The 25,254-nt window shown below is 49.2% G+C and carries 19 protein-coding genes; 8 read left to right on the top strand and 11 right to left on the bottom strand.

Annotation, left to right across the window (positions count from 1 at the left end; translation table 11 throughout):
- Nucleotides 1-181: 181 nt before the first annotated feature.
- Nucleotides 182-1,411, bottom strand: coding sequence for an FtsX-like permease family protein (locus ST42_RS11155; protein WP_022316925.1), 1,230 nt, complete (start codon nt 1,409-1,411; stop codon nt 182-184).
- 7 nt (nt 1,412-1,418) lie between these two features.
- On the bottom strand, nt 1,419-1,754 hold the full coding sequence (rbfA, locus tag ST42_RS11150) for a 30S ribosome-binding factor RbfA (protein WP_022316924.1): 336 nt from the start codon (nt 1,752-1,754) through the stop codon (nt 1,419-1,421).
- Between the two features lie 1,011 nt (nt 1,755-2,765).
- Here rbfA and nadA point away from each other — a divergent pair.
- Complete coding sequence (nadA, locus tag ST42_RS11145) at nt 2,766-3,758, top strand: quinolinate synthase NadA (RefSeq protein ID WP_044073560.1); 993 nt, start codon at nt 2,766-2,768, stop codon at nt 3,756-3,758.
- Between the two features lie 97 nt (nt 3,759-3,855).
- Nucleotides 3,856-4,980, top strand: a complete 1,125-nt coding sequence (locus ST42_RS11140; RefSeq protein ID WP_044073559.1) for a glycosyltransferase family protein — start codon at nt 3,856-3,858, stop codon at nt 4,978-4,980.
- 15 nt (nt 4,981-4,995) lie between these two features.
- Here ST42_RS11140 and ST42_RS13305 read toward each other — a convergent pair whose 3' ends face one another.
- The 8 genes from ST42_RS13305 to leuS all read right to left on the bottom strand — a co-directional run bounded on the left by ST42_RS13305 (nt 4,996) and on the right by leuS (nt 16,540).
- A complete protein-coding gene (locus ST42_RS13305; RefSeq protein ID WP_052488334.1) occupies nt 4,996-6,078 on the bottom strand; it encodes a glycosyltransferase family 4 protein in 1,083 nt (360 codons plus the stop codon).
- A gap of 10 nt (nt 6,079-6,088) precedes the next feature.
- Nucleotides 6,089-7,033 (bottom strand): glycosyltransferase family 2 protein, encoded by a 945-nt coding sequence (locus ST42_RS11130; protein WP_082026164.1) that lies wholly within the window; start codon nt 7,031-7,033, stop codon nt 6,089-6,091.
- The gene (locus ST42_RS11125; RefSeq protein ID WP_044064388.1) at nt 6,994-7,773 is read right to left on the bottom strand and encodes a glycosyltransferase family 2 protein; all 780 of its coding nucleotides are present in this window, start codon (nt 7,771-7,773) and stop codon (nt 6,994-6,996) included. The genes ST42_RS11130 and ST42_RS11125 overlap by 40 nt, the downstream gene beginning before the upstream one ends.
- Before the next feature lie 22 nt (nt 7,774-7,795).
- Nucleotides 7,796-9,334: a phosphoethanolamine transferase gene (locus tag ST42_RS14645; RefSeq protein ID WP_042518055.1), complete on the bottom strand. Its 1,539-nt coding sequence runs from the start codon at nt 9,332-9,334 to the stop codon at nt 7,796-7,798.
- A gap of 134 nt (nt 9,335-9,468) precedes the next feature.
- Nucleotides 9,469-11,589 carry a type IX secretion system anionic LPS delivery protein PorZ gene (gene porZ / locus ST42_RS11115; protein ID WP_044073558.1) on the bottom strand — a complete coding sequence of 707 codons (2,121 nt, stop codon included), beginning with the start codon at nt 11,587-11,589 and terminating at the stop codon, nt 9,469-9,471.
- A 49-nt stretch (nt 11,590-11,638) separates the two neighbouring features.
- The gene (locus ST42_RS11110; protein ID WP_022316914.1) at nt 11,639-12,250 is read right to left on the bottom strand and encodes a non-canonical purine NTP diphosphatase; all 612 of its coding nucleotides are present in this window, start codon (nt 12,248-12,250) and stop codon (nt 11,639-11,641) included.
- A gap of 214 nt (nt 12,251-12,464) precedes the next feature.
- Complete coding sequence (locus tag ST42_RS11105) at nt 12,465-13,430, bottom strand: YitT family protein (RefSeq protein WP_042518119.1); 966 nt, start codon at nt 13,428-13,430, stop codon at nt 12,465-12,467.
- A 251-nt stretch (nt 13,431-13,681) separates the two neighbouring features.
- Nucleotides 13,682-16,540 carry a leucine--tRNA ligase gene (gene leuS, locus ST42_RS11100; protein WP_044073556.1) on the bottom strand — a complete coding sequence of 953 codons (2,859 nt, stop codon included), beginning with the start codon at nt 16,538-16,540 and terminating at the stop codon, nt 13,682-13,684.
- Between the two features lie 360 nt (nt 16,541-16,900).
- Between leuS and ST42_RS11095 the strand changes: the two genes are divergently transcribed.
- The 5 genes from ST42_RS11095 to ST42_RS11075 all read left to right on the top strand — a co-directional run bounded on the left by ST42_RS11095 (nt 16,901) and on the right by ST42_RS11075 (nt 21,958).
- Nucleotides 16,901-18,025 (top strand): AAA family ATPase, encoded by a 1,125-nt coding sequence (locus ST42_RS11095; RefSeq protein WP_044073574.1) that lies wholly within the window; start codon nt 16,901-16,903, stop codon nt 18,023-18,025.
- A gap of 342 nt (nt 18,026-18,367) precedes the next feature.
- Nucleotides 18,368-19,468, top strand: a complete 1,101-nt coding sequence (gene ychF / locus ST42_RS11090) for a redox-regulated ATPase YchF (RefSeq protein ID WP_022316910.1) — start codon at nt 18,368-18,370, stop codon at nt 19,466-19,468.
- 75 nt (nt 19,469-19,543) lie between these two features.
- Entirely contained in the window at nt 19,544-20,383 is an 840-nt protein-coding gene (lgt, locus tag ST42_RS11085) for a prolipoprotein diacylglyceryl transferase (RefSeq protein WP_044073555.1), read from the top strand.
- Nucleotides 20,384-20,463: 80 nt separating this feature from the next.
- On the top strand, nt 20,464-21,300 hold the full coding sequence (locus ST42_RS11080) for an RsiV family protein (protein ID WP_044073554.1): 837 nt from the start codon (nt 20,464-20,466) through the stop codon (nt 21,298-21,300).
- Between the two features lie 22 nt (nt 21,301-21,322).
- Nucleotides 21,323-21,958, top strand: a complete 636-nt coding sequence (locus ST42_RS11075) for an O-methyltransferase (protein WP_042518044.1) — start codon at nt 21,323-21,325, stop codon at nt 21,956-21,958.
- A gap of 177 nt (nt 21,959-22,135) precedes the next feature.
- Here the strand turns inward: ST42_RS11075 and ST42_RS11070 are convergent, their stop codons facing one another.
- Nucleotides 22,136-22,939, bottom strand: a complete 804-nt coding sequence (locus tag ST42_RS11070; RefSeq protein ID WP_022316906.1) for a gluconate 5-dehydrogenase — start codon at nt 22,937-22,939, stop codon at nt 22,136-22,138.
- 337 nt (nt 22,940-23,276) lie between these two features.
- On the opposite strand from ST42_RS11070, the gene ST42_RS11065 reads away from it, so the two are divergent.
- Nucleotides 23,277-23,927 (top strand): hypothetical protein, encoded by a 651-nt coding sequence (locus ST42_RS11065; protein WP_044064395.1) that lies wholly within the window; start codon nt 23,277-23,279, stop codon nt 23,925-23,927.
- The last annotated feature ends 1,327 nt before the right edge of the window (nt 23,928-25,254 follow it).

Here is a 25,254-nt window from a genome sequence, read left to right as displayed (position 1 = left end):
AAAGAAAATAAAAGAATAAAAAAACAACAGACGAGTTGATGATGCACAATCGGACAACTCGTCTGTTTTTTTACCCAAATCGGTCATTAGGGTGTTGGCGTCGATAATTCGTCTGCCGACATTCCTAATGACCGATTTTATTGTGGTAATGCCCCGTCTACTATCCTGCCGCTACACGCCGTCAGCCCAACAGACGGCGTGAGAAATATCTCACAGGATACCACACCGCCAGGAAACCTACCGCAATCACCGTGGCAAACACCACGAGCACGTCTTCCGGATGCACGCTTACGGGATAGGCATCCACTACGAATGTGCCGCTCGACTGTCCCAGCGCCACGATACCGAACTGCTGCTGAAGCCAGCAGAGAAGCAGTCCGATGAGTATTCCTGCCAATGCTCCGAAGAAGGATATCAGTCTGCCCTCGAAGAGGAATATACGGGAAATCTGACGGTCGGTAGCACCGAGATTCCTGAGCGTCACCACATCGTCCTTCTTGTCGATTATCAGCATGGATATCGAACCGATGATATTGAAGCTCGCCACGATGAGTATAAACGTGAGGAAGATATATGCGATGAATTTCTCCACCTTCATTATCCGGAACGTGTCTGCCTGCTGCTCATAGCGGTCGAGCACACGGTAGCGGTTGCCTACGATATTCTGCATCTTCTCCTTCACGGCATTGAGGTCGCTGCCGTTCTTTAGGCGAATCTGCAGCGACGACAGCATTCCCTGCTGTTCAAACAGTGTGCGCGCCATGGTGATTGGCACTATCACGTGGTCGCGGTCGTATTTCCCCTGTTTCACCATGAAGACCACTCCCGGTGAAATCAGCGAGTCAACTACGAATCCGTCGGATGGATTGGCGAGGTCGAGCTGTCCTGTCTTCCGCGGAGCGTATATCATCAGGTTGCCGTCCCAGTTGGCATTCATGCCGAGAGTCTCGGCGAGGCGTATGCCCACCACGGCAAAGTTCAGGTTTGCAGCCTGGAGCAGAAACGTGCCGTCGCCATACAGTATGTCGTCGATGCGCGACATACGTTCGAAGTTGTCGTCAACGCCCATCACCCACACCATGGTCTGCTTGCCCTTGTATATGGCAAGCGCCTGGTCTTTCACACACTCCGACGCCACGTCAACCTCCGGCAGCTTTCTCACCTTCTGCAGCAGCGGGTCGTCGGCAGGTGCCGTCTTTCCCTCTGCAGGCACGAGTTCTATCTGCGGGTCGAAGGATGTGAAGAACGATGCCACGAGGTCGTGGAAACCGTTGAACACACTGAGTGTCACCACGAGAGCCATCGTGGCCACTGCCACGCCAACGGCACTGATGCAGCTGATGATGTTTATGGCGTGTGTGCTCTTCTTTGAGAAGAGGTAACGGCGTGCTATGTAGAATGGAAAATTCATGACTCTCCTATTTCTTCAGAAGCTCGTCGATATGCTCAATATAGTCGAGTGAGTCGTCGATGAAGAAGCGCAGCTCCGGAATGATTCGCAGCTGGTTGCGCACCCGCTGACCGAGGTCGTAGCGCACCGTCTTCTCGTTCTTTCTGATGTTTTCTATTATCTCCTCTCCCTTGTCCGACGGGAAGATGCTCAGATATGCCGTGCAGATGCTGAGGTCTGGGCTCACCCTGACCCTCGTCACCGACACCATCACTCCGTGCATGGCTCTTGTCTGACTCTGGAAAATAAGGCTCAGCTCCTTCTGCAGGAGTCTTGCTATACGATTTTGTCTTGTCTCTTGCATTTTGTAATCTTCTGTTTTTTTATTTTTCAATTCTTTCTCTTGTGGTGCAGGCTATGCGGATGGCATATTTTTCCACAATCCCTGCACCTGTCGCCAGTCCCCTCTCTGCAGGGACTTTTCATGGCGAGGCACCATATTGCCAACAAAGTTATCCACAATGCTGCCAATGGGCGAATAGTATGGAAACTTAAATACAAAAGTAATGATAATAGGGTAAACTCCCAAATTTATTAATTATTATTGTGTAAGTAAGCCCAAGTTTCGCAAGGATCAGGGGGGAAGACAGGCAAGAAGAGAATGGCAGAATCAGACTTTGGTTTTTAATCTAATACCACTGTTGTCCACACTATTATCCACAACCGGTAATTATAACCGTAGCGGTACGGTAATATAGCTGCATGGGGGAGAATCACAATGTATAGTAAGAGGAAGACTCACCCCTATTCACCGTTGTCTGAATTCTGTAAACATAAACATGGATATAAATGCCTGTATCGGGCAACCGTTGGAAAGCAATTCTGCCCATCAGGGGAAAGCTGCTTGCCCATGTTGAGAAAGCAGCTTTCCCATATGGGGCAAGCACCGTGCCCCAAAAAGTACATATTTACCCTATCCATTACATATAATTTTATCCTTCCCACACAGTTGTGGAAAACCCTGTTGATAACCGTGTTGATAAGTTGTACTTTATCCACAGCAAAAAAAGAAATCAAAAATCCCTGTGGATATCCACAAGCTTATAAACAACTATTAGAAAACTTTTCCACGAAAAAGGAGCAGCAAAAGATATAAACTTATTATCTTTGCACCGAATGTGGAAATTGTGGATAAATGAGCTTTCATGCTGAAATAGAGAAAGAAAGACACATAATAACCTGTTGATAAATCAAGATATTGTGTTGACAAGAAAATGACCAAGGAAATACGACAGAAGTTATGAACAAATCCACAGCATATCATACTACACATATTTGAATTTAAAAATTAAAAACAAAAAAGAAATATAATAATATGACTGTTGACAAGAAGTGGGTCGAGAAAGGTTATATCGACGAACCTGTGGCCGACGGCGTAGACCTGGCCAAAGAGATAAGAAACTTGTGCAAGGAGAAAAACGCTGTGATTCTCGCACACTACTATACCACCGGCGACATCCAGCAGGTGGCTGACTTCATCGGCGACTCGCTCGCACTGGCGAGAAAGGCTGCCGACACGAAGGCTGACATCATCGTGATGTGTGGAGTGCATTTCATGGCGGAGACCTGCAAGATTCTCTCACCGGAGAAGACGGTGATCTGTCCTGACCTCAATGCGGGATGTTCGCTCGCTGACTCATGCAAGGCTGAAGACTTGAAGAAATTCAAGGAGGAGCATCCTGGATATAAGGTGGTGAGCTATGTTAACACCACGGCGGCGGTGAAGGCGCTGACGGATGTGGTGGTGACGAGCGGAAACGCAAAGAAGATCGTTGACACCTTCCCGAAGGACGAGAAGCTGATCTTCGGTCCTGACTACAACCTCGGCTCGTATATCAACAGTGTGACGGGAAGAAACATGCTGCTGTGGAACGGTGGATGCCACGTGCATGAGCGCTTCTCGGCACAGGAGATAGTAAGACTGAAGAAGGAGCATCCGGGAGCTGAGGTGCTTGTGCATCCGGAGTGTAAAGGACCGGTGGTGGCGCTTGCCGACGTGGTGGGTTCTACTGCTGTGTTGCTGAAGCATGCCGTGGAGAGCGACACTAAGGAGTTTATCGTGGCTACGGAGTCCGGAATATTGTATGAGATGACGAACAAGTGTCCGGAGAAGACTTTCATCCCCGTGCCGCCAGAGGTGAGCGAGGGTTCGCTGGGCTGCTCTTGCAACGAGTGTGACTATATGAAGATGAACACGCTGCGCAAGATTTACAACGCTCTGAAATGTGAGTGGCCTACAGTGGAAGTGGTTCCTGAAATCGCCCGCGACGCTGTGAAGCCTATCGAGAGAATGCTTGAGCTGAGTTAAGGAGGAATTTGAGTTTACTTGTCTGTAAAAGTAATACATCTACCCAAGTGGAAGGTCTGGATGGGTTTGAACAGTTCCTCTATTATATAATACGAATATGAAAATATTGTTGGTTGGCGAAGCCAGTTTTCTGCACAACACTCTGAAAAAAGGACTCCAGGAGCGCGGACATACCGTAGTGACCATGTCTGACGGCAACGGATGGCACGACGCTCCGAGAGACATCGACCTGAGGAGAGACAGAAAGTGGGGAAAACTGGGCGGACTGAAAGTGTTATGGCAGATTGCGAGACACCTGACGCAACTCGTAGGCAACGATATTGTTCAGATACACAACTATCAGTTTGTTCCACTGAAATACGGGTGGAACAAACTGCTTTTCTTTTTCCTCAGACTTCTTAACAAGAAGACCGTGAAGGGCTGTTTCGGCGATGACCCTCAGATTTTCGCGCGCCAGAAAAAAGGAGTGCCGAGATATAGCGACACGTATTGGAACGGCAGACCGCAGAATATGGCAGAGAATGCGGAGCGTATCGACGAGGTGATGCTGCATGGGGCGTATGGCTGCTGGCGGTATACATCGGCAAAGGCCGACGCTCTCGTGGCTTGCCTGTATGAATATTGGTTGTGCTATAACGTGGATTCTTTTGTCCGTAAGCTTCATTATCTGCCGCTGCCTATGATTCTGCCACAGAACGGGACGGAAGGCGCCAGAAGGAAGGAAAACGGCGGTGTGGTGAAAATTCTCGTGGGCATACAGCCCAAGCGCGACTTCATGAAGGGTGCCATGCGTATGGCGGAATGGCTCGAAGCAATCAAGCTGCGCCATCCCGGCAGGATGGAGATAAGATATGTGGAGGGCGTGCCGCTCGAAGAATACAAGCGGATGCTTGCCGAGGCTGACGTGCTCGTTGACCAGCTCTACAGTTTCACTCCGTCGATGAATTCCTTGCAGGCAATGGCGCTCGGCACTGTGGTGATAGGTGGCGGAGAGGAGGAATATTATGATTTCATTGGCGAGAAAGAACTGCGTCCTATAATCAACGTGAGTCCGGAACTGTCGGATGCCGAGAACATGGCGATAATAGAAAAGGCTCTCTTTACCGACGGTATGATAGAAAGGCTCTCCCGCCAGAGCATGGCATTCGTGAAGAAATACCATGACTACAGAAAGGTGGCAGAGATGTATGAAGAGATGTACAGGTCATCTCTTCTCATTTAACCCCAAACGGTATGATTACCGGTCAGGGTTCAACAACTGTATCCATTTTCCAAATACATTTTCTTTATAATATGCGTGGCTTCCGGCTATGGCATTGTCGCCGTATTGGCGTCTGAGGGCTTCGGAGTCCATCATCGTGGTGATACCCTTGATGAGCGACGAGTAGTGGCTTTGCTCCACAATGATGCCGTTGTAGCCGTTGCGCACGATGTCGGAGGCACCGAAGTCGAAATCGAACACCACGGATGGCAGTCCGCACGACTGTGCCTCTATCAGCGCCATTGGCTGTCCTTCGTATAGAGAGGGCATGATGTGCAGGCTGTATTGCGGATATACGTCCATGATGTTGTTCGACCGTCCGCAGAGTGTTATATGCTCCTGCATGCCGAGTCTCTCTATCTCAGCCTGCAGCATGGCGCGCTGCGAACCGTCACCATATATGTCGAGATGCCAGTCGGGATGCAGCCGGGCGATTTCTTTCCAGTGGTCTATGAGCGGAAGAAATCCCTTCTGCTCTTCCAGTCTGCCCACGGCGATAGCCCGTTTCACGCTATAGTCCTCCACTCTCTTCGCCGGCTTTTTGATGAAGTTAGGAATCACCAGCGTGCGGCATGCGTTGGAATATTCCATGGCATCGCCGTTGGTGAGGCATACCACGGTGTCGGCTTTGCGCTCCATAATGGAGAACAGGCGATGGTAGGGGGTGAACGGACGTGCCAGATGCGACTCGTATATCTTGCGTGCCTTGGTGTGGCAGAGTGGGAGTAGCAGTGCTCCGAGGGTGGTGGTGAAGAATATTATATCGGGCTGCAGGCTCTTTATAGTCTTGTTCAGTCGTCGGGCTGCCGTCATCAGCGTGTTAGTGCGGCTGATGAGCTTTATCAGCTTGCCGTGGTGCTTGTCGGCGAACGGCACACCGAGATGCACCATCTTGATGCTTTCGTCAAGATGGTATAGCTCTCTGCGCTTGTCGTCGTAAACCGACACCACGCTCACTTCATGTCCGTATTCGGTAGCCAGAGTGTTTGCCTTTTCTGTCACGATGCGTTCCACACCTCCGTTTTCAGAGAAATCTTCTACGATATATGTTATTTTCATGTTTGTTTCCTTACCTTTTCATCCTGCCGAACAGGCGGCAGGTGCGTTCCAGTCCTATGGTGTTCACGAACATCGCCTTCAGCGTATCTTTCCATGTGGCATAGCCGAAGAGGGACACGTGTTGTTGTGCCAGTCTTATTTTTCCTGTCTTCTGGTATGAATAAAGCTGTGCTGTCAGCATGTCCATATACACACGGTGCCAACGGCGCTCCCTGGTGTTGATGTTCAGTTGGCTGACGAGATGCAGCTGGGCGTCGAGCAGCGACGACAGTCCGTTGCTCTTGTCGGTAGCCGCTATGCCGTTGTCGTTGTAGTGGTATAGGTATCTGCCTTTGTCTATGGTGGCTATTATCGGCTTCTGCTTTATCAGCAGTGCCATGAGTAGGATGTCTTCAAACTTCTTGCCTTTTTCGAATGCCACGTTATTGAAAAGGCTTCTCTTGTATATTTTGTTGCATGCCCAGCAGTGTTCCGTTCCCTTGTATGCCAGCCAGTCGAGGGCGTCTCTGAAGAGGTGGTTGCCGGGATTGAAGAGGGTCTCGTCGCGTAGTCCCGGTCGCTGCAGCATGGGATATTCCAGTATGTCGAGAAACGGATGTTCCTGCAGCAATGCTATCAGCGGACTGTAGGTATTGGGAGCCAGTTCGTCGTCGCTGTCTACGAAGGTGATATAGTCACCCTCTGCCCTCTCGATGCCGAAGTTGCGGGCATCGGAGAGTCCGCCGTTCTCCTTCTTCCAGTATTTTATGTTCTTGTATGTAGCGGCATACTCCTCAGCGATGATTCCGCTACCGTCGGTCGAACCATCGTTGATGAGAAGTATCTCGATATCGTCGAATCCCTGTATTCTCACGCTGTCAACACATCGTCGCAGCATCTTTTCCACATTGTATATCGGGATGATTACGCTCAATGTCATGATTTGTGTGTTATTAGGTTCTTTATTGTTTTCCATCTGAAGAGAATCTGCCTTGCCGTCGAGAAGCGGCTTCCTTTGGCGTTGCAAGACGCGGCGCTCTCGTGTCTGCGGAAATATATCAGTCGGTCGTTTATGAATGCCACGTCGAAGAAGAAAGCCGCCACGTTGCCTATCCAGATGTCGTGCATCGGTATGTCGGCAGGAAAGGGCAGCGCTTTCTGCATCACGTCGCGTCTGAAAGCCATGCAGCACCCCGTATATCCGTTGTGCCACAGCAGGTTATAGAGTCTGCCGGGTTTCATCTTTATCATCTTGTAGAAAGAGTCGTTGGTGTCGTTGAGGTCTTTGTCTGTCACTATGGCGTCGCTGACCACACAGTGGTGGCTGCGCAGGACTTCCATGCATACCGCCACCTTGTTTTCCATCCACACGTCGTCCTGGTCGGAGAGGAAGATATAGTCGCCTTTAGCATGGCGCAGGGCATTTTCGAAGTTCCGTGTCAGACTGTTGCTGAGGGCGTTTTTTCCACCTTCTTCCTTGTGATAATGCTTTCCATCTTCTTCCTTGTGATAATGTTTTCCACCTTCTCCTTTGCGGTTATCCACAATCCTTATCCTCTTGTCGCCGATGGAGCGCACTATTTCAGATGTATCGTCTGTCGATCCGTCGTCGGACACGACAATCTCGTCCGTCTCTGCCAGTTGTGGCAGGATGGACAGGAGTTGCTGGCGGATATATCTCGATCCGTTGTATGTCGCTATGCAGACGGTAATCATTATATAGTTATATAGTCATTGTCTATTTGAATACATCATACTTCTTGTCGATGTAAGGAGTGCTGATGTCGCCGGCATCGATGATGGAATGGAAGAGGAATGCCGTGTTGTATTTCTTCTTGGCGTTTCTCTCCAGGGCTGCGTATTTCTCAGGATAACGGCTCTTGTATTTGTCGGAGCACCATATCCAGCAGGCGGCGTTTCTCACCTCCTTGGTGTCGTTGGCATGTGTATATTGTCCGTCTTCGCCCAGGTTTTCGCCATGGTCGGAGAGATATATCACTATGGCGTTGCGATGGCGCAGACGTTCTCTCACCTGATGCCAGAAACTGTCGGAATATAATACGGTGTTGTCGTAGGAGTTTATGAACTGCTGCCGGCTGTTCTCCGTTATCACGCGACTCGTCAGTTCCGGTTTCCAACGGGCTGCCGACTTGGGATAATGGGCGTTATACCACCAGTGTGAACCGATGCTGTGTATGACGATAAGGTTGCGGCTGTTTGACTTTCCGTTTGTCAGTGCACTGTCAAGAGGGGGCAGCACATCGTCGTCGAGCCATGAGTCATAGATATATAGCGACTTGCCGCCGTTTACATACGTCAGCTTGTCTGCCTCCTTCATGAAATATATGAATGTGGGAACGCTCTCCTGGTTTGAAATCCATGATGTGTGGTAGCCGGCTCTCTTGAAGATGTCGATGAACGACCGTTCTGTATATGCCCTGTCCTTGGTGTTGTGGTCGGCCCTGGTCATGATATACGGCACGCTCTCGTGGGTGAACCAGTATTCTGACTCTATGTCAGGCAGTGACACCACGTTCTTCTCCTTTGCCAGCAGCGGCGTGGTGGGCCTTGCATATCCGTTGATCTGCATGTGGTCGGCACGCAGCGTCTCACCGATGATGAACACCACGTCGATGCTGTCAGTGCCACATGTCGTCTTTCCGCCGAAGGCAGGACGCTTGTCTGCCACGATGCGCTTGTTGCCGAGATATTCGTTTAGCGAGGCATAGATATTGAAGGGCAGACGGTTGGATACCGGTATTCCAAGTCGTCCGTTGTGGAAAATGCCGTATATCAGTGCCATGCAGACGATGATGTGTATCCATTGCCATTTCAGATTGTCCAGCCTTATGAATCGCCATCTCGCTATGAATATAGCCGCGATGAGATTTATGAGGATAAAAAGTATGAGCGGCAGCGTTATCATGTCTGACGTCGTTGTGAGGTCGTTGGTGAAGGTGAGGTCTATGGTCATCGGCGTCACCGTGACCTTCATTGTATAGCGGAAGAACGCCACGGCAGAAGTCAGTGCCGTCAGCAGCGGATACGCCACGGCGAAGACATATTTGTTTGCTGCTATCATCCAGATGAAGACAAAGGTTGTCATCTCTATCGCTCCCCATTGGAAAGCCTGTCCCACAAAGTCTTTCATGCTGTTGCATGGTGAGTCGTAGAAGTCGGCAAAGGCAAATTCCATTCCCCACAGCAGCGTTATTGCCAGTGTGAAGAAGACAAATCCCCTCATCTCATTCCATTTCTTCCTTATCGAATATTTCATCTGTCTTTATTTCCTTGTTTTTATATATAATGGACAAAACGCTTGATAAAGCACTTGGGCGTCATACCGTTGTTTTTCCTTGTTAATATATTATATAGGCTTGGTTATATCACCATATAAATATATATATAGACTTAGTTTATCACCGCAATCTTGCATACCGTGCCGCTGTCTCCGCTCTGCGTCGCTGTGTTCACCATATATATGCCGCTTGCCACTCTCCTGCCCTTCTTGTCGCATCCGTCCCATTGGAAGGATCCTCCGGTGCTTCGTCCTTCAGCCACGAGCACACCGTTTGTGGTTGTGATTTTCACGTCGCTGTCGTAGGCAAGTCCTACTATGTTGATGAGTCCCGTATAGTCAGGCTTCACGGGATTAGGATAAGCCCATACGTTGTCTTTGCTCATGCTCTCGTTGGTAGCCACGGCATTGCTTTCCACTGAGCACAGACCCTTTTCAGTTCCTATATATACCGTTCCCGTCTGCTTGTCTATCTCTATATCGAGGATACCGTCGGCGAGCAGACTGCTGTTTGATGCCAGGAAGTGAGCCTCCTGCACCATGTTGTCGCTGCTTATGACATACACGCCGTCGCGGCTCGTGCCTATCCATTTGCGGTCGGCATTGTCTATTGCCATCGTGGTGATGTCGAGTCCGGCAAGCAGATAGTCGGCATAATTGGTACCGTCGTTGCGGGGCACCTTCACCTGATAGAAGCCGAGCGACGGGTCGCGCTGGTATTCCTCTGTCAGTTCGAAGAGACCAACGTTAGTTCCCACCCATATATTTCCGCTTCTGTCTTCGGCGAGCGTCTTGCATCTCTCGATACCGCTTATTTCCGCCATGTCCTCGTTCACGAAATGCGTGTAGCTATATAGATTGTTGCCGTCGGCAGAATAGCAATACACTCCAGGGTTGGCATTACGTCCGTTATTTATCCAAATCCTGCCATGAGAGTCGTATCCCATGATCTTGGCATTGTTCACGGAGAGGTGGTTTATGGTCTTGTCTGGCGACGACCATTTGCCGTCGGCAGAATATTTCAGTATTCCTTTGTTTATAGCCTGATGGTTTATTACCCACAGCGTGTTGTCTTTGTCGTAGAACAACGATGTGATGATCTGATAGTTCGGATTACCTTCCAGACCGTCGACGAAGGATATCGGACTGTTTTTGTAGTCAAATCTGTTGATCAGTTTTCCGTCGAGGAATTCGTATAGTCCGCTTTGTGATCCAGCCATCACGTGGTTGTCGTTTTTGGGGTCGATGTCGAGACAAAGCATATCCTTATATATGATACCGTATTTCTCTGCTATTCCCTTGTCGTCGTAAGTAGTCCAGGTATTGCCGTCGATGTCGTACACCTGTATCGTGGCTGGCTTTTCCCTGTCCCACTCTCCACCGTTGCAGGTATAGAGCTTTCCGTTCCTTATCTTCAGAAAACCGATGGTATTGTATTTCGGTGTACCTACGGGATTTATGTCGCTCAGCGTCACGGTCTTCGTGCCGTCGGCGGTAACGGTGTATGCCTGCAGCTTCTCGTCCTCCTGGTTGGTCCAGTAGCATTTGTTTGTCTTGTCGTAGGCCACGTATTGCAGATATCCGTTGTCCCATGTCGTGGCGATGTCGTTGGCATGGTTGAACGATACATTGTCTGTCGTGGCGTGCCAGTTAGACTTGTCGAGCAGGTTTGCCGACTTGTCGGCTGCCAGTATTCCGTCGCTGGTGTTCACGTATATCTTGTTTCCGCTGAAGGCACAGTCGGTAACATTCTTTCCCAGATTGTAGGTGTCGAGGATAAGTCCCTCCTTCATGTCAATCTGCACCAGTCCGAAAGCCGTACACAGATATGCCAGACTGCCCTCTATCACCACCTTGTTTACATCCTTGCTTACCGTCATCGTCTTGTCGTAGTAGCCCGCGATGTTCGTCACGTTCAGCTTGTTGTCGAGCAGGTCGATGTTGTAGTTGTCGTATACTATGATAAGCTTCTTCGCCGTGTTGTTCCATGCTATCTGCGATATTGTGCATTCGCTGAGCGGGAACACCTTGTCGTATGTCGCCACGCTTCCGTCCGTGATGTTGTATGAGAACAAGTCGCCGGAGCTGAGCACATAAACCATGTTTCCGGCAGGCTCTATGTCTGTAATCTTTCCATAAGCCATATATGCCTTCCATTTGTCCAGATTCTGTGCTCCGGCGTTTGTCGTCATTGCGGCGAGCAATGTGAGGAGTGATATGAAGTGTCTGCGCATTTCTTTTTTTTCTTTATTGTTTTCTCTTATAACGCAACAACCTGCTGAATTATTGCTGACAGGTGGCGGAAAAGAGGAATTGTGCGAATTTCTCCACAGCCCTTGCCCTATGAGAGATTTTGTTCTTTATGTCGTTGCCGAGTTCGGCGAATGTCTTGTCGTAGCCGGTAGGCTGGAATATAGGGTCGTAGCCGAATCCCGACTCTCCCTTCTTTTCTTCCGTTATCTCGCCTTCCACTATGCCTTCCATCTCTCCCTGGGCAGCTATACCGCCAGAGTCTTCGTCTTTCAGAATATAGGCTATCACGGTGCGGAAACGCGCCTTGCGGTTTTCCTCTCCCTTGAGGTTGGCGAGCAGCTTCTTCATGTTTGCCTCGCTGTCGTGTCCGTCGCCTCCCGCATATCTTGCAGAATATACTCCGGGTTCTCCGCCGAGAGCTTCAACTTCGAGTCCTGTGTCGTCGGCAAACACACTGATATGATAATGTTCAAACACGTATTTTGCCTTTATCATGGCATTTTCTTCCAGAGTCTTTCCTGTCTCCGGAATATCCACGTGGCATTCAATGTCGTTGAGCGACAATACCTGGAATTTGTTTCCAAGAATGTTTCTCACTTCTTCCAGTTTGTGAGCGTTGTTTGTTGCAAATACTATTTTCATGTTTATTTATAGTTGACGGGTAGACAAGTTGACGAGTTGACAAGTAAACGAGTTGACGAGAAGACAAGTCTTATGAGTTTACAAGTCAGCAAGACCCCTCCTGACATCTCCTTGTGTGAGAGACAGTATTATTTTCCTCATACTTCCTTATATGTTCTGAGTACTGTCTCTCTCTCTCTTCTGGGGAATGTCAGGAGGGGTCTTCTTCTATTTGTCAAGCATTCTCCTGTTGTTTTTTCATTTCCTTTTCCAGTTTCTGTGCCTTCACCTTCACCTTTATCGGATCGAAGCCCTCTCCGAATACGCCCTGCACGCTGCTTTGGCTTACGAAGGCATTAGGGTCTATAGACTTTATGACGCGGAAGATTTCCACGCTTTCCCTTTTCTTTGCCATGAGGCAGATCACCTTTATAGGGTCGCCGGAATACCATCCGTGACCGTCGAGTATTGTCATTGTGTGCTCGGTCTCCTTTGCTATGGCGTTGGCAATCTCCTGGTGTTTCTTTGAGAATATCATGAACTGCACGGACTGTCGCTGCCAGTTCATCACGAAGTCGAGCATGTTGCATTCGATGAACATCGTACATAGTCCGAACACCACCATCGTGCATCTCTCTGGGAACGTACCGAAGGATTCGATGAGCAAGCTGCTGCTGATGATACAGAGGTCCACCATGATAAGTCCCATACCGAGCGAGATATTGTGGTATTTGTTCACCACCGCCGCGATGATGTCGGTACCGCCTGTACTGCCGTTGTTGAGGAACACGATGGCGAGCGCCGTTCCCGTGAGCATACATCCGATGACGAGCGACATGAAGTCGTTGCCCTCTCCCATCAGCTTATAGAAAGTGCCGTCGGGCATCTCCACCACTTTCTGCGCTATGTCGAGCATCACGGTCAGTGCGAATGTGGCATAGATTGTCTTTGCCAGAAACCGCCATCCCAGTATCTTCAGTGCCGCCACTATGAGCGCGGCGTTGATGATGAAGAAAGTCCACTGCACCGGAAATTTCGTTGCATAGAACACGATGGCTCCTACACCGGCGATACCGCCCGTCACAATCTCGTATGGCAATAGGAAGACGGTGAATCCGAATGTGTATAGCATAAGTCCGAGAGTGATGAAGAAATAGTCTTTTATCTCTCTTCCCAGCGCCTTGCCGGCGTTACTTCTCATGAATTGTATTATTCCGCCACCATTTTTCTGTGCGAAAGCTGCATTGTTGTTGTCAGTTGCCATAATAAAAAGTTAGTTGTTAGAGACTCCTGGTCTCTGCTGTTTGATTAGTATATGAGTTAAGGTTATTTATAGGGCCGGTTTTTCTCTTTGCCAGGCCTTGTTTCTTTCTTCTCAGAATGTTTCCAATCCCCTCCCCTGCTCCATCCGCCATTTATCGGCAGCAGGTCAGGGAAGGGATTGTATAAGGATTATTTTATCACCACGTTAACGATTTTCTTAGGCACCACGATGACTTTCACAACCTGTTTGCCTTCGAGGTATTTCTGGCTCTTCTCGTCGGCGAGCACCTCGTTCTTTATCGTCTCGTTGTCGGCGTCAACGGGGAATGTCTTCTGGTAGCGCGCCTTTCCGTTGAACGATATCGTGAGCTGCATGCTGCTTTCCACGAGATATTTCTCGTTGAACTCAGGCCATTTGGCGTCGCATACCGTAGTCTCGTTGCCGAGCTGATGCCACAGCTCCTCTGCCACATGCGGTGCGAATGGTGAGATGAGAACCACGAGGTCTTGCAGCACCATCTTGCTGTGGCATTTCATCTGCTGCAGTTCTCCCACGCAAATCATGAATGCCGAGATGCTCGTGTTGTATGAGAAGTGCTCAATGTCGCGGGTCACCTTCTTGATGAGCTTGTGTATGCTCTTCAGCTGTTCTGCCGTAGGCTCTTCGTCGGTTGGCAGGAATTGTCCGTCGCGGCTGAAGAACAGTCCCCATAGCTTTTTCAGGAAGCGGTGGCAACCGTCGATGCCGTTGGTGTCCCAAGGCTTGCTTGCCTCCACCGGACCGAGGAACATCTCATACAGGCGCAGAGTGTCGGCACCGTATTTCTCTACGATCATGTCGGGGTTCACCACGTTGAACATCGACTTCGACATCTTCTCTACTGCCCATCCGCAGATGTATTTTCCGTCTTCCAGTATGAACTCGGCGTTCTCATATTCAGGTCTCCATTTCTTGAAAGCCTCCAGATCGAGCACGTCAGCGTTCACGATGTTCACGTCAACGTGTATCGGAGTAGTCTCATATTGGTCTTTCAGTCCGAGGCTCACGAACACCGGTGCCTTTGAATGGTCGTCGCTGTTTATGCGGTATACGAAGTTAGAGCGTCCCTGTATCATTCCCTGGTTCACGAGTTTCTGATATGGCTCCTCTTTGCAAGAGCATCCGTAGTCATACAGGAACTTGTTCCAGAAGCGCGAGTAGATGAGGTGTCCTGTGGCATGCTCCGTACCTCCCACGTAGAGGTCCACGTTCTGCCAGTATTCGTCCACATCCTTTGCCACGAGTGCCTTGTCGTTGTGTGGGTCCATATATCTCAGGTAGTAAGCCGACGAACCGGCGAATCCAGGCATGGTGTTCAGCTCCAGCGGGAAAATCGTGGTGTCGTTGATGAGCGCCTTGTCCACCACTTCGTTCTTCTCCGTGTCCCAAGCCCATTTCCTGGCGTGTCCCAATGGCGGCTCGCCTGTTTCCGTAGGCTTATACTGGTCTACTTCAGGCAGTTCCACAGGCAGACACTCTTCCGGCACCATGTATGGCATACCGTCCTTGTAGTATACGGGGAATGGCTCACCCCAGTATCTCTGTCGTGAGAATATGGCGTCGCGCAGGCGGTAGTTCACCTTCACCTTTCCGATGTCATTCTCCGTAACGTATTTCTTTGTCGTTGCGATAGCCTCCTTCACGCTCAGTCCGTTGAGCGAGAATCCGGCGATGGCGTTCTTTGCCGTTGGTGCCGGTGAGTTGCATACCGTTCCCTCTTTGGCGTCGAAGCTCTCCTCGCTAACGTCGGCACCCTCGATGAGCGGGATTATAGGCAGGTTGAAATGCTTGGCGAATGCGTAGTCGCGTGAGTCGTGGGCAGGCACAGCCATGATGGCTCCCGTACCGTATCCTGCGAGCACGTATTCAGAAATCCATACAGGGATGTTCTCGCCCGTGAAAGGGTTCACGGCATAAGAGCCGGAGAACACTCCCGTAACCTTGTGGTTTGCCATGCGGTCGAGCTCTGTGCGCTTCTTCACGTAGGCGAGATATTCGTCCACCTCAGCCTTCTGTTCGCTTGTGGTGAGTTTCTCCACGAGTTCGCTCTCAGGCGCCAGCACCATGAATGTCACTCCGAAGATAGTGTCAGCACGTGTTGTGAAGATGGTGAAGTCCCAGTCCTGTCCGGCCACTTTGAAGTTCATCTCCGTTCCTTCCGAGCGTCCAATCCAGTTGCGCTGGGTCTCCTTGATGCTGTCAGTCCAGTTCACCTGGTCCAGTCCGTCGAGCAGTCTCTGTGAGTAAGCGCTGACGCGCAGACACCACTGGCGCATCTTCTTCTGCACCACGGGGAATCCTCCGCGTTCCGACACACCGTCCACCACCTCGTCGTTGGCGAGCACCGTGCCGAGACCGGCACACCAGTTCACCATCGTCTCTCCGATGTAAGCTATGCGGTAGTTCATGAGCACCTGCTGCTGCTCCTTCTCCGTCATCTGCTTCCATTCCTCGGCGGTGAATGTCAGTTCCTCGCTCTTTGCCACGTTCTCTGCCGCCTCGCTGCCTTTCTCTTCAAACATCTTCACCAGCTCTTCGATAGGCATTGCCTTCTGGCATTTCTGGCAGTAGAATGATTTGAACATCTTCTGGAAAGCCCACTGTGTCCACTTATAGTATTTCGGGTCGCATGTGCGCACCTCTCTGTCCCAGTCGAACGAGAATCCTATTTTGTCGAGCTGTTCTCTGTATCTTGCGATATTAGTCTCTGTGGTCACTGCCGGATGCTGTCCTGTCTGTATGGCATACTGCTCCGCCGGCAGTCCGTAAGCGTCGTATCCCATCGGGTTGAGCACGTTGAATCCGTTCTGTCTCTTGTATCTTGCGTAGATGTCAGAGGCGATATATCCCAACGGGTGTCCCACATGGAGTCCTGCTCCCGAAGGATAAGGAAACATGTTGAGCACGTAGAATTTCTTTTTCTCCTTGTCTTCCACGACTTTATAGGTCTTGTCTTCCACCCACTTCTGTCGCCATTTCTTTTCGATTTCGTTGAAGTTATACTCCATTGTGTTATATGTGTTTTATTGTTTTTCGTGAATAAAAATTGTATTTATATGTTGAGTTCAATCTGCAAAGTTAGTCATTATATTCTGTATTTACAAGTTTTGATATTTTTTTGTTCAAGTTCGTCATGTCTTTGACATTCAGTATTATGTATTCCCTGTCGGGTGTGATGTCGTTAATAGCTTCAATTGCATTTTCACCGGCAAGTCCTAACGTCTGGTTTTCGTCAATGCAATGAAATACCCGCAAGTGTAATGAAAAGGTGCCATAAAATTGTGTGTAAGCAAATAAATCGTTATATTTGCAAAGTGATTACGCAAAATGCGTAACGCAAAATGCGTAATGATAACAAAACGTTGGTTATGAGAAAGATAGACAATCCTTTTTTGTTGTATGGATACGAAGGACCAGAGTATTTCTGCGACCGTAAGAAAGAGAGCGAAGACATTATATCATCGTTGACAAATGGCTGCAATCTCACCCTTATGAGTCCGAGAAGGTATGGCAAGACAGGTCTTATACGTCATGTGTTTCATAAGATAAAGGAGATGGACAACGATGCCGTCTGCTTCTATATTGATATCTATGCCACCAATTCTTTGTATGATTTCGTGCAGACATTCGCCAAGGCGATAGTCGGCAAACTCGACACGCCGCTACAGAAAGCCGAGAATGCGATAACAAAGGTTTTCAAGGGTAGTCAAATCACGATGTCTACCGACTTCATGACCGGCCTTCCTCAGGTGTCGCTCAGTTTCTCACCACAGTCGTCGGAATCCACTCTCGACGAGATATTCTCATATATAGCCCAGTCAAAACGCTGTTGCTACATTGCCTTCGATGAGTTTCAGCAGGTGTTGGAATATCCTGAGAAAAACGTAGAAGCACTCTTGCGCACCCATATCCAGACTATGAGCAACGCCCGCTTCATATTTTCCGGAAGCCGTTTGCACATGATGATGGAAATGTTCAATTCACCAAAGCATCCCTTCTACAGAAGTACGGAGAAATTGAGCCTGCATACCCTCGACGAGGCTGTTTATTTTGCCTTTGCAGAGGATAAGTTGAGAGAGAAAAACGTTTCCATCTCACCGGAATTTTTCCATGATATCTACGACAGCGTGGATGGAGTGACATGGTATATACAGGCAGTGATGAACCGCCTCTACCGTCTCTCCGACATGGAAGTAACCCGTAAGAAACTGGACGAGGTGGTGCGTCAGATAATACTGTCAGAAGAAGAAGACTACAAACGCCTGTTCCATCTGCTCACAGCTAACCAGGCAAACCTTCTGCTGGCGATAGCGAGGGAAGGCAGCGTGGCGGAACCTATGTCGGGACCATTCATCAGCAGGCATCAGCTCAAGACGGCAAGTAGCGTGCAGAGAGCCTTGAAATATCTTGCTGACGAAGAGTATGTATATCTTTCAGACAAAGGATATATCGTGTACGACCGCTTCTTCGGAGTCTGGCTCAGAGGATTATGATCAGGCATACCATGCGCAGGCAGAAATGAAACATCCCTTTTTACACTCGTAGAATGCAAAATTTAATGAAATATATGCCTGCGGCAAACAGTTTTCTCGAAATTATGCGTCCGTTGAGTGTAAAATTCTTATATTTGCAGATTGATAGTAAAAACAGAAGACGGCAGACGGGCATTCGGGTTGACGAGGAAACGAGTTGACACGGATATTTTCATTTGCCCATACAGTCGCTGTTTGCAAGCTCTGCCCTCCCCCATTGCCGGATGCCAATTCCGGAATAAGGGGCAGGGTGATAATGTTTTTTTTCAGAAAACAATAAAAGAATAAATATAAAACTAAGACATGGCACTAAAATGTGGTATCGTTGGACTCCCTAACGTGGGAAAGTCCACTCTTTTCAACTGCCTCTCAAGCGCTAAGGCACAGGCGGCAAACTTCCCTTTCTGTACTATAGAACCTAACGTCGGTGTTATCACCGTGCCCGACGAGCGACTCACGAAGCTCGCCGAGATAGTACACCCCGGACGCATCGTGCCGGCAACCTGCGAGATAGTAGACATCGCCGGACTCGTGAAGGGAGCAAGCAAGGGCGAAGGACTCGGAAACAAATTCCTCGGAAACATCCGTGAGACCGACGCCATCATCCACGTGCTGCGCTGTTTCGACGACGACAACATCACACACGTTGACGGGACGATAGACCCCGTGCGCGACAAGGAGATAATCGACACCGAGCTGCAGCTCAAAGACCTGGAGACCATTGAGGCGCGACTGGGCAAGCAGCAGAAGGTGGCACAGGCAGGAAACAAAGATGCCAAGGTGGAAGTGGGTGTGCTCGAGGCTTACAAGGCAGCCCTGGAGCAGGGAAAGAACGCACGCACCGTGGAATTCGACTCTAAGGAGGAACAGGAAGCAGCACGCAACCTCTTCCTGCTCACCGCAAAGCCTGTGCTCTACGTATGCAACGTTGACGAGACTGCCGCCAAGACAGGCAACGAATACTCAAAGCGCATCGAAGATATCGCCAAGGAAGAAGGAGCGGAGACTCTCGTGATAGCCGGAAAGACAGAGGAAGACATCGCCGGACTGGAGACATACGAAGACAAGAAGATGTTCCTCGACGAGCTCGGACTGGAAGAGAGTGGTGTGAACCGACTCATCAAGAAAGCCTACTCGCTGCTCAACCTCGAGACTTTCATCACCGCCGGAGAGATGGAGGTAAAGGCATGGACATACCACAAGGGATGGAAGGCGCCACAGTGTGCAGGAGTGATACACACCGACTTCGAGAAAGGTTTCATCCGTGCAGAGGTGATAAAATATGCCGACTATATCCAGTATGGATCAGAGGCAGCCGTGAGAGAAGCCGGAAAGCTCGGCATCGAAGGCAAGGAGTATGTGGTGCAGGATGGCGACATCATGCATTTCAGATTCAACGTGTAGACGCCCCGTCAACTCGTCAACTTGTCAACTCGTCAACTCGTAGCATGTCAACGACATGTGAATAAAAAATAGAAAATGCTTTTCATTGACTGGAACCCAAGCATAGAGGCCTTCAGGATAGGTTCCTTCGCCATGCGCTGGTATGCCCTGTGCTGGCTGATAGGACTCCTGGCGGCATACTTCATAGTGAGGCGCCTGTATATACAGCAGAAAATCAAGGAGACGCTCTTCGAACCGCTCTTCATATACTGCTTCCTCGGAATACTCATCGGCGCACGACTCGGACACTGTCTGTTTTATGAACCGGACTATTTTCTCTCCTCAGGCCAGCACATGGTGGAGATGTTGATACCCATACGCTTCCTGCCCGACGGAGGATGGCGCTTTACGGGATATGCCGGACTGGCAAGCCACGGCGGAACGATAGGACTCATCATCACGCTGCTGCTATACGTCAGGAAGACGAAGCTGAACCTATGGACGGTGCTCGACAACATCGCCATAGCAACGCCTATAACGGCGTGTTTCATAAGGCTTGGCAACCTGATGAACTCGGAGATAATAGGAAAAGTGACCGATGTGCCATGGGCATTCGTGTTCCAGCAGGTGGACATGCAGCCAAGACACCCGGGGCAGCTGTATGAGGCGATAGCCTATGCGCTGCTGTTTGTCATCGGACTGTATTTCTACAGAAAATCTCCGCAGAAGGTGGGCACGGGATTCTTCTTCGGACTCTGTCTCACATATATCTTCACGGCACGCTTCTTCATAGAATACACCAAGGAGGTGCAGGAGGCTTTCGAGGCCTCTCTCCCACTCGACATGGGACAGCTGCTGTCGATACCGTTTGTCGTAATCGGCATATTGTGTATGAAAGGCGGGAAATGGATGACATGGCTGGCACAGAAAGTATGATCCCCAACACCAGATAACCCTTTGGGCTGTACAGTCTGGCAAGACATGCTGCCACTATTATTGATCTAAAAAAAACAATTATGAAAACAAAAGGCATTATTCTGGGAGCTTTGGCCACATTGGCCATGTTCTCTTGCAGCGGAAACAAGGCTACTGCCAGTGAGCAGTTGCAGACAGACAAGGTTGTCGCCAATGAGCAGTTGCAGACAGACTCTGTGGTATACAACCATAGCGACAAGAGGATGGAGATAAGAATAGTCTTCGACTACCCCACTGCCGGCAATCAGTATCTCAAAAACTCCATTGCCGAATATATCAGTGAGCAGCTCGGAGCCACTTACATGGGATCGCTCGGAAACAAGGATTCGCTGTTGCAGCATTATGTGGCAGACACGAAGAAATATCTCAATGCCAACATCGAGGAACTGGGACTTGACGCCGACCAGATGGTGTCGTGGAGCGCGGATATCAGAAAAGACTGTGAGACAGACAAATACGTGACCTACACCTGCGGCATCTACCAGTATCTTGGCGGTGCCCACGGCATAGGCAACATGAGCGGCATGACGTTCCGCAAGAGCGACGGCAGACGCTTCGGCAGCGAGATACTGAAACAGTCTGTCTATGGCGACAGATCTTTCAACACCATTCTCAAAGAGGGAATGAAAGACTATTTCCAGGAGTTCGACGGCAAGAGAATGTCCGATGATGAACTGCAGAGTATGATAGTGGGAGCCGATTGCACAGTGGATTTCCTGCCGCTGCCAAAAACAGCACCGTATCTCACCAAGGAGGGCGTAATGATTATCTATCAGCCATACGAACTGTTTTCTTATGCCGCAGGCTGCGTGAGATTCATCGTGCCATTCAGCAAAATCAAGCCATACCTCAATGCTGAGGTGCTGAAGATGCTGTAAGTATCATCACTCAGATTGGACAATGAATTCAGAAATAGAAAAGTATATCCTCGATCATAGCGACCCGGAGGGCGATTATCTGTATCGCCTATACCGCGCCACCAATATCCATCTGCTGCATGGACGCATGGCGAGCGGACATCTGCAGGGTAGGGTGCTGAAGATGCTCGTGAGGATGATCCGTCCGAAGAACATCCTCGAGATAGGCACCTTCAGCGGCTATAGCGCCATCTGTCTGGCAGAAGGACTGGAAGAGGGAGGAATGGTGTATACCTTCGAGATAAACGACGAGCAGGAAGACTTCACGCGTCCCTGGATAGAGCAGTCGGCAGTCGCCGACAAGATACGCTTCATCATCGGCGATGCAATGACCGAGGCTCCCAAGCTCGGAGTGGAGTTCGACATGGCATTTGTTGACGGCGACAAGCGCACGTATATGGAGTCGTATGAGATGGTGCTCTCGCTGCTCAGACCCGGAGGATTCATCCTTGCCGACAACACACTGTGGGACGGACATGTGGTGGACCACGCCTACGACAAGGACAAGCAGACACACGGCATTGAGGCATTCAATGACTTCGTGGCGCGCGACCCCAGAGTGGAGCGTGTGATGCTGCCGCTGCGCGACGGACTCACGCTGATATACAAGAAACCATAACCCCAAATCGGTCATTATGCCGTTTGAAAGAAAAACAATGCGCCTCAAGCTCTTGTCGATGACAAAGATGCTTGAGGCGCATTTATTTTCTATTTCCCCAGACAGGTCTCAGAGAGAGACACACACAGGGTGGGGGAGTGATATTTTTACGGCCGTGTTCCTTCTGTCGTCAGCATATCAAGGCTGCTTGCCGATATAAGCCAGGATACCACCGTCAACGTAGAGCACGTGACCGTTTACGAAGTCGCTGGCATCAGAAGCGAGGAATACGGCAGGACCCATCAAGTCCTCTGGAGTTCCCCAGCGTGCGGCAGGAGTCTTGCTGATGATGAAGCTGTCGAAAGGATGGCGGCTGCCGTCAGCCTGACGCTCGCGCAGCGGAGCGGTCTGTGGAGTGGCGATATAGCCCGGGCCGATACCGTTGCACTGGATGTTGTGCTCGCCGAACTCAGAGCAGATGTTGCGGGTGAGCATCTTCAGTCCGCCCTTTGCAGCAGCGTATGCAGAAACAGTCTCACGACCCAGTTCGCTCATCATTGAGCAGATGTTGATGATCTTGCCGTGGCCCTTCTTTATCATTCCGGGGATAACGGCCTTCGACACGATGAATGGAGCATTGAGGTCGATGTCGACAACCTGGCGGAAATCCTCCACGCTCATCTCTGTCATAGGGATGCGCTTGATGATGCCGGCGTTGTTCACGAGGATGTCGATGACGCCAAGTTCCTTCTCTATGTCGGCAACCATCTTCTTCACCTCCTCCTCATTCGTAACGTCGCAGATGTAGCCCTTTGCTTCGATGCCCTTAGCCTTGTAGTCGGCGAGAGCCTGGTCCATATGATGCTGTGAACGGCAGTTGAAGGCAATCTTCGCACCTGCCTTTGCGTAAGCCTCGGCAATGGCGAAACCGATACCGTAGGCTGCTCCCGTAACGAGAGCTACCTTGCCCTCAAGGGAGAAATTCTTTGAGAATGTATCCATATTAGTATTTTTTAGTTAGTTTGTTATTTATCGAATATGTATTATTTAGTTTGTCGTTTTTATTGAAAGGCAATAAGACCGTATCCCTAATACCCGTTTTGTCTTATATTCCTTATTTTCATTCTGTTGCCCTCTTGTGGCGGCAGTATCTTGGTTCGTAAAGCTTGTTATATGAAAATCCTTGTTTTCATAACCGTTTGTGGCTGTTTAACCCCAATCGGTCATTAGGCCGTTTAAAACGGGTATTATTATTATCAGCGCACAAAGTTACGAAAAATAATTCTTTTGTTTCCACATTTTTTCTTAAGTTTGCAGAAATTAATCAAATGATACTACTATGGCTGGCATTTCTTCTCTTTGGCAAGATGATTATTGGCTTCTGGTGATGCAACTGTATATGCGCAAACCCGTAGGGCTGAAACGTATGTACAGCAGGCAGATGGTGGATCTGAGCATCGAACTGCATCTGCCGCCGTCCTTTATATATGAGAAGATGTTCGACCTGCGCAACGGTGCCACACCGTTTCTCAGCAGCTTGATGCAGCGCTACAAGGACAATCCCCGGCGGTTGCGTGCCGACGCTGCCAAGGTGAGGAGCATGATGGGATTCTCCTGCGCTTCGGCATTCTATGATGGGGTGGAGGTGAAGGAGACTTTCGAGAAGGATTTCCGCCAGATTCCTCATTGTGAACCGCTCACGCCGGTGGCTCTCATCCTCGTGCTCGACCTCTATTTCCGTCTCACGCCGATTACGATGGTGGCGTCCACACCAGAGGTGGAGGAGCTGGCGCGGCTGATAGGCGTGAAGGCAAGGGTAGTGGAGGATGTGCTCAACGTATATCAGATTCTCGATCCGTATCTCAACAGACAGGAGTTTATGGTTACGCCGCTGCTCCAGCCTTGTCAGCAGATATGGCAGCGCTATGGCAACGGCAGCATAGAACAGCTCGCGGCACTTGCCGCCCAGCTGCGCGACTATTATGCCTGACGATTTCCGCCTGTCGTGACATTGGACTTCATTACTTTTATATATATAATAAGGGTAATCAAAACTACAGAAAATGGGCAAGCAGCGTGCCCATGTGGGGTAACGTGCTTGCCCATCATGGGCAACGTGCTTGCCCCTGTTGGGCAGATTTTCTGTCAGACGGATGCCCAATAAGTTGATGTTGTAATACCCATATCCCTGTTTTCAGAATTCTGCCAACGCATGCCATTCCTGTCGTCAGAATTCCTTTCATCTGATAATTGTAAGTAAGCGTATCCGCGATACAGTCTTGTACACATTCAACTATCAGCCCTTTCATCAGCAAACCATCCAGACAATTGGCTGACAGTTGCCAGACAGTTAACTGTTTGTTTATCAGGATATTACAACGAAAAACCAGACAATCTGACAGTTTTTCAGAAATTCTCGTTTTTTACTAAAAATCAGCGATATTTGCACCTTTTACTCATATCTACCAACTTAACCCCCAATCGGTCGGTTGTTAGGGCTTGCTTGGATTTTGCTCTTTTAGAAGAGAGGATTTGGATTAAACCCAAATCGGTCATTAGGCCGTTTAATGTATAATTTTAATAACTGCTTGCAGTCTTTTGCTTTTTATAAGGCGTCTTTTGCTTGTTTTTAATTCGCAATAGCCCGCTATTACTCATTAAAAGCCAAACAAAATCCACTCTTCTAAAAAACAAAATCCAGGCAAGCCCTAATGACCGATTTGGGTTAAAGAGACAACACTGTGTGCTACAGATTATCATATACCTTCGCTCCAAAGTCTTCTGAAAAAATCAATGATATAGATACACTCTACATCTCCCATCTTTCTGTTGATTGGATCTAACGAAACTATCAACAGTTTGCTTTCAGGATAATCAGAGGCGAAAGTCTTCATAAAGCAGAGAAGGCCGACGACTGAAGCGCCCCTTTATAGTTGTATCCAACAAGTCAATGTATATACTGTCTGGAAATTTCTGACGCAAAAAGGTACTTTTTCCTGTCTGACGGGCACCAAACAAAAATATACTATCCTCTAACTCCTTGTCAATATGGCATATACGTTCAATCATACATTATGTATTTGTTCGTTTATATTGCGGATTTTCATAGATTTTCCGCAACGGTATTGCGGATTTTCATGGATTTTTCGCAACAAAGATACAATTATTTATTGAAACATACAAGCTTTATCCCAAATCGCTTTCTATGTTAATATCCAAATGTTTTGACCATTATTTTCAATTTATGCTGAGATTTTATATTCAGGGGTGAATGTTTGGCGATTTCTGACCATGGCTGTGACCAAATGTACAAGTTT

The sequence above is a fragment of the Prevotella pectinovora genome, assembly GCF_000834015.1.
Taxonomy (GTDB): Bacteria; Bacteroidota; Bacteroidia; order Bacteroidales; family Bacteroidaceae; genus Prevotella; species Prevotella pectinovora.
The sequence above is the reverse complement of the archived record's forward strand: the minus strand, read 5'-3'. Positions and strand labels throughout refer to the sequence as shown.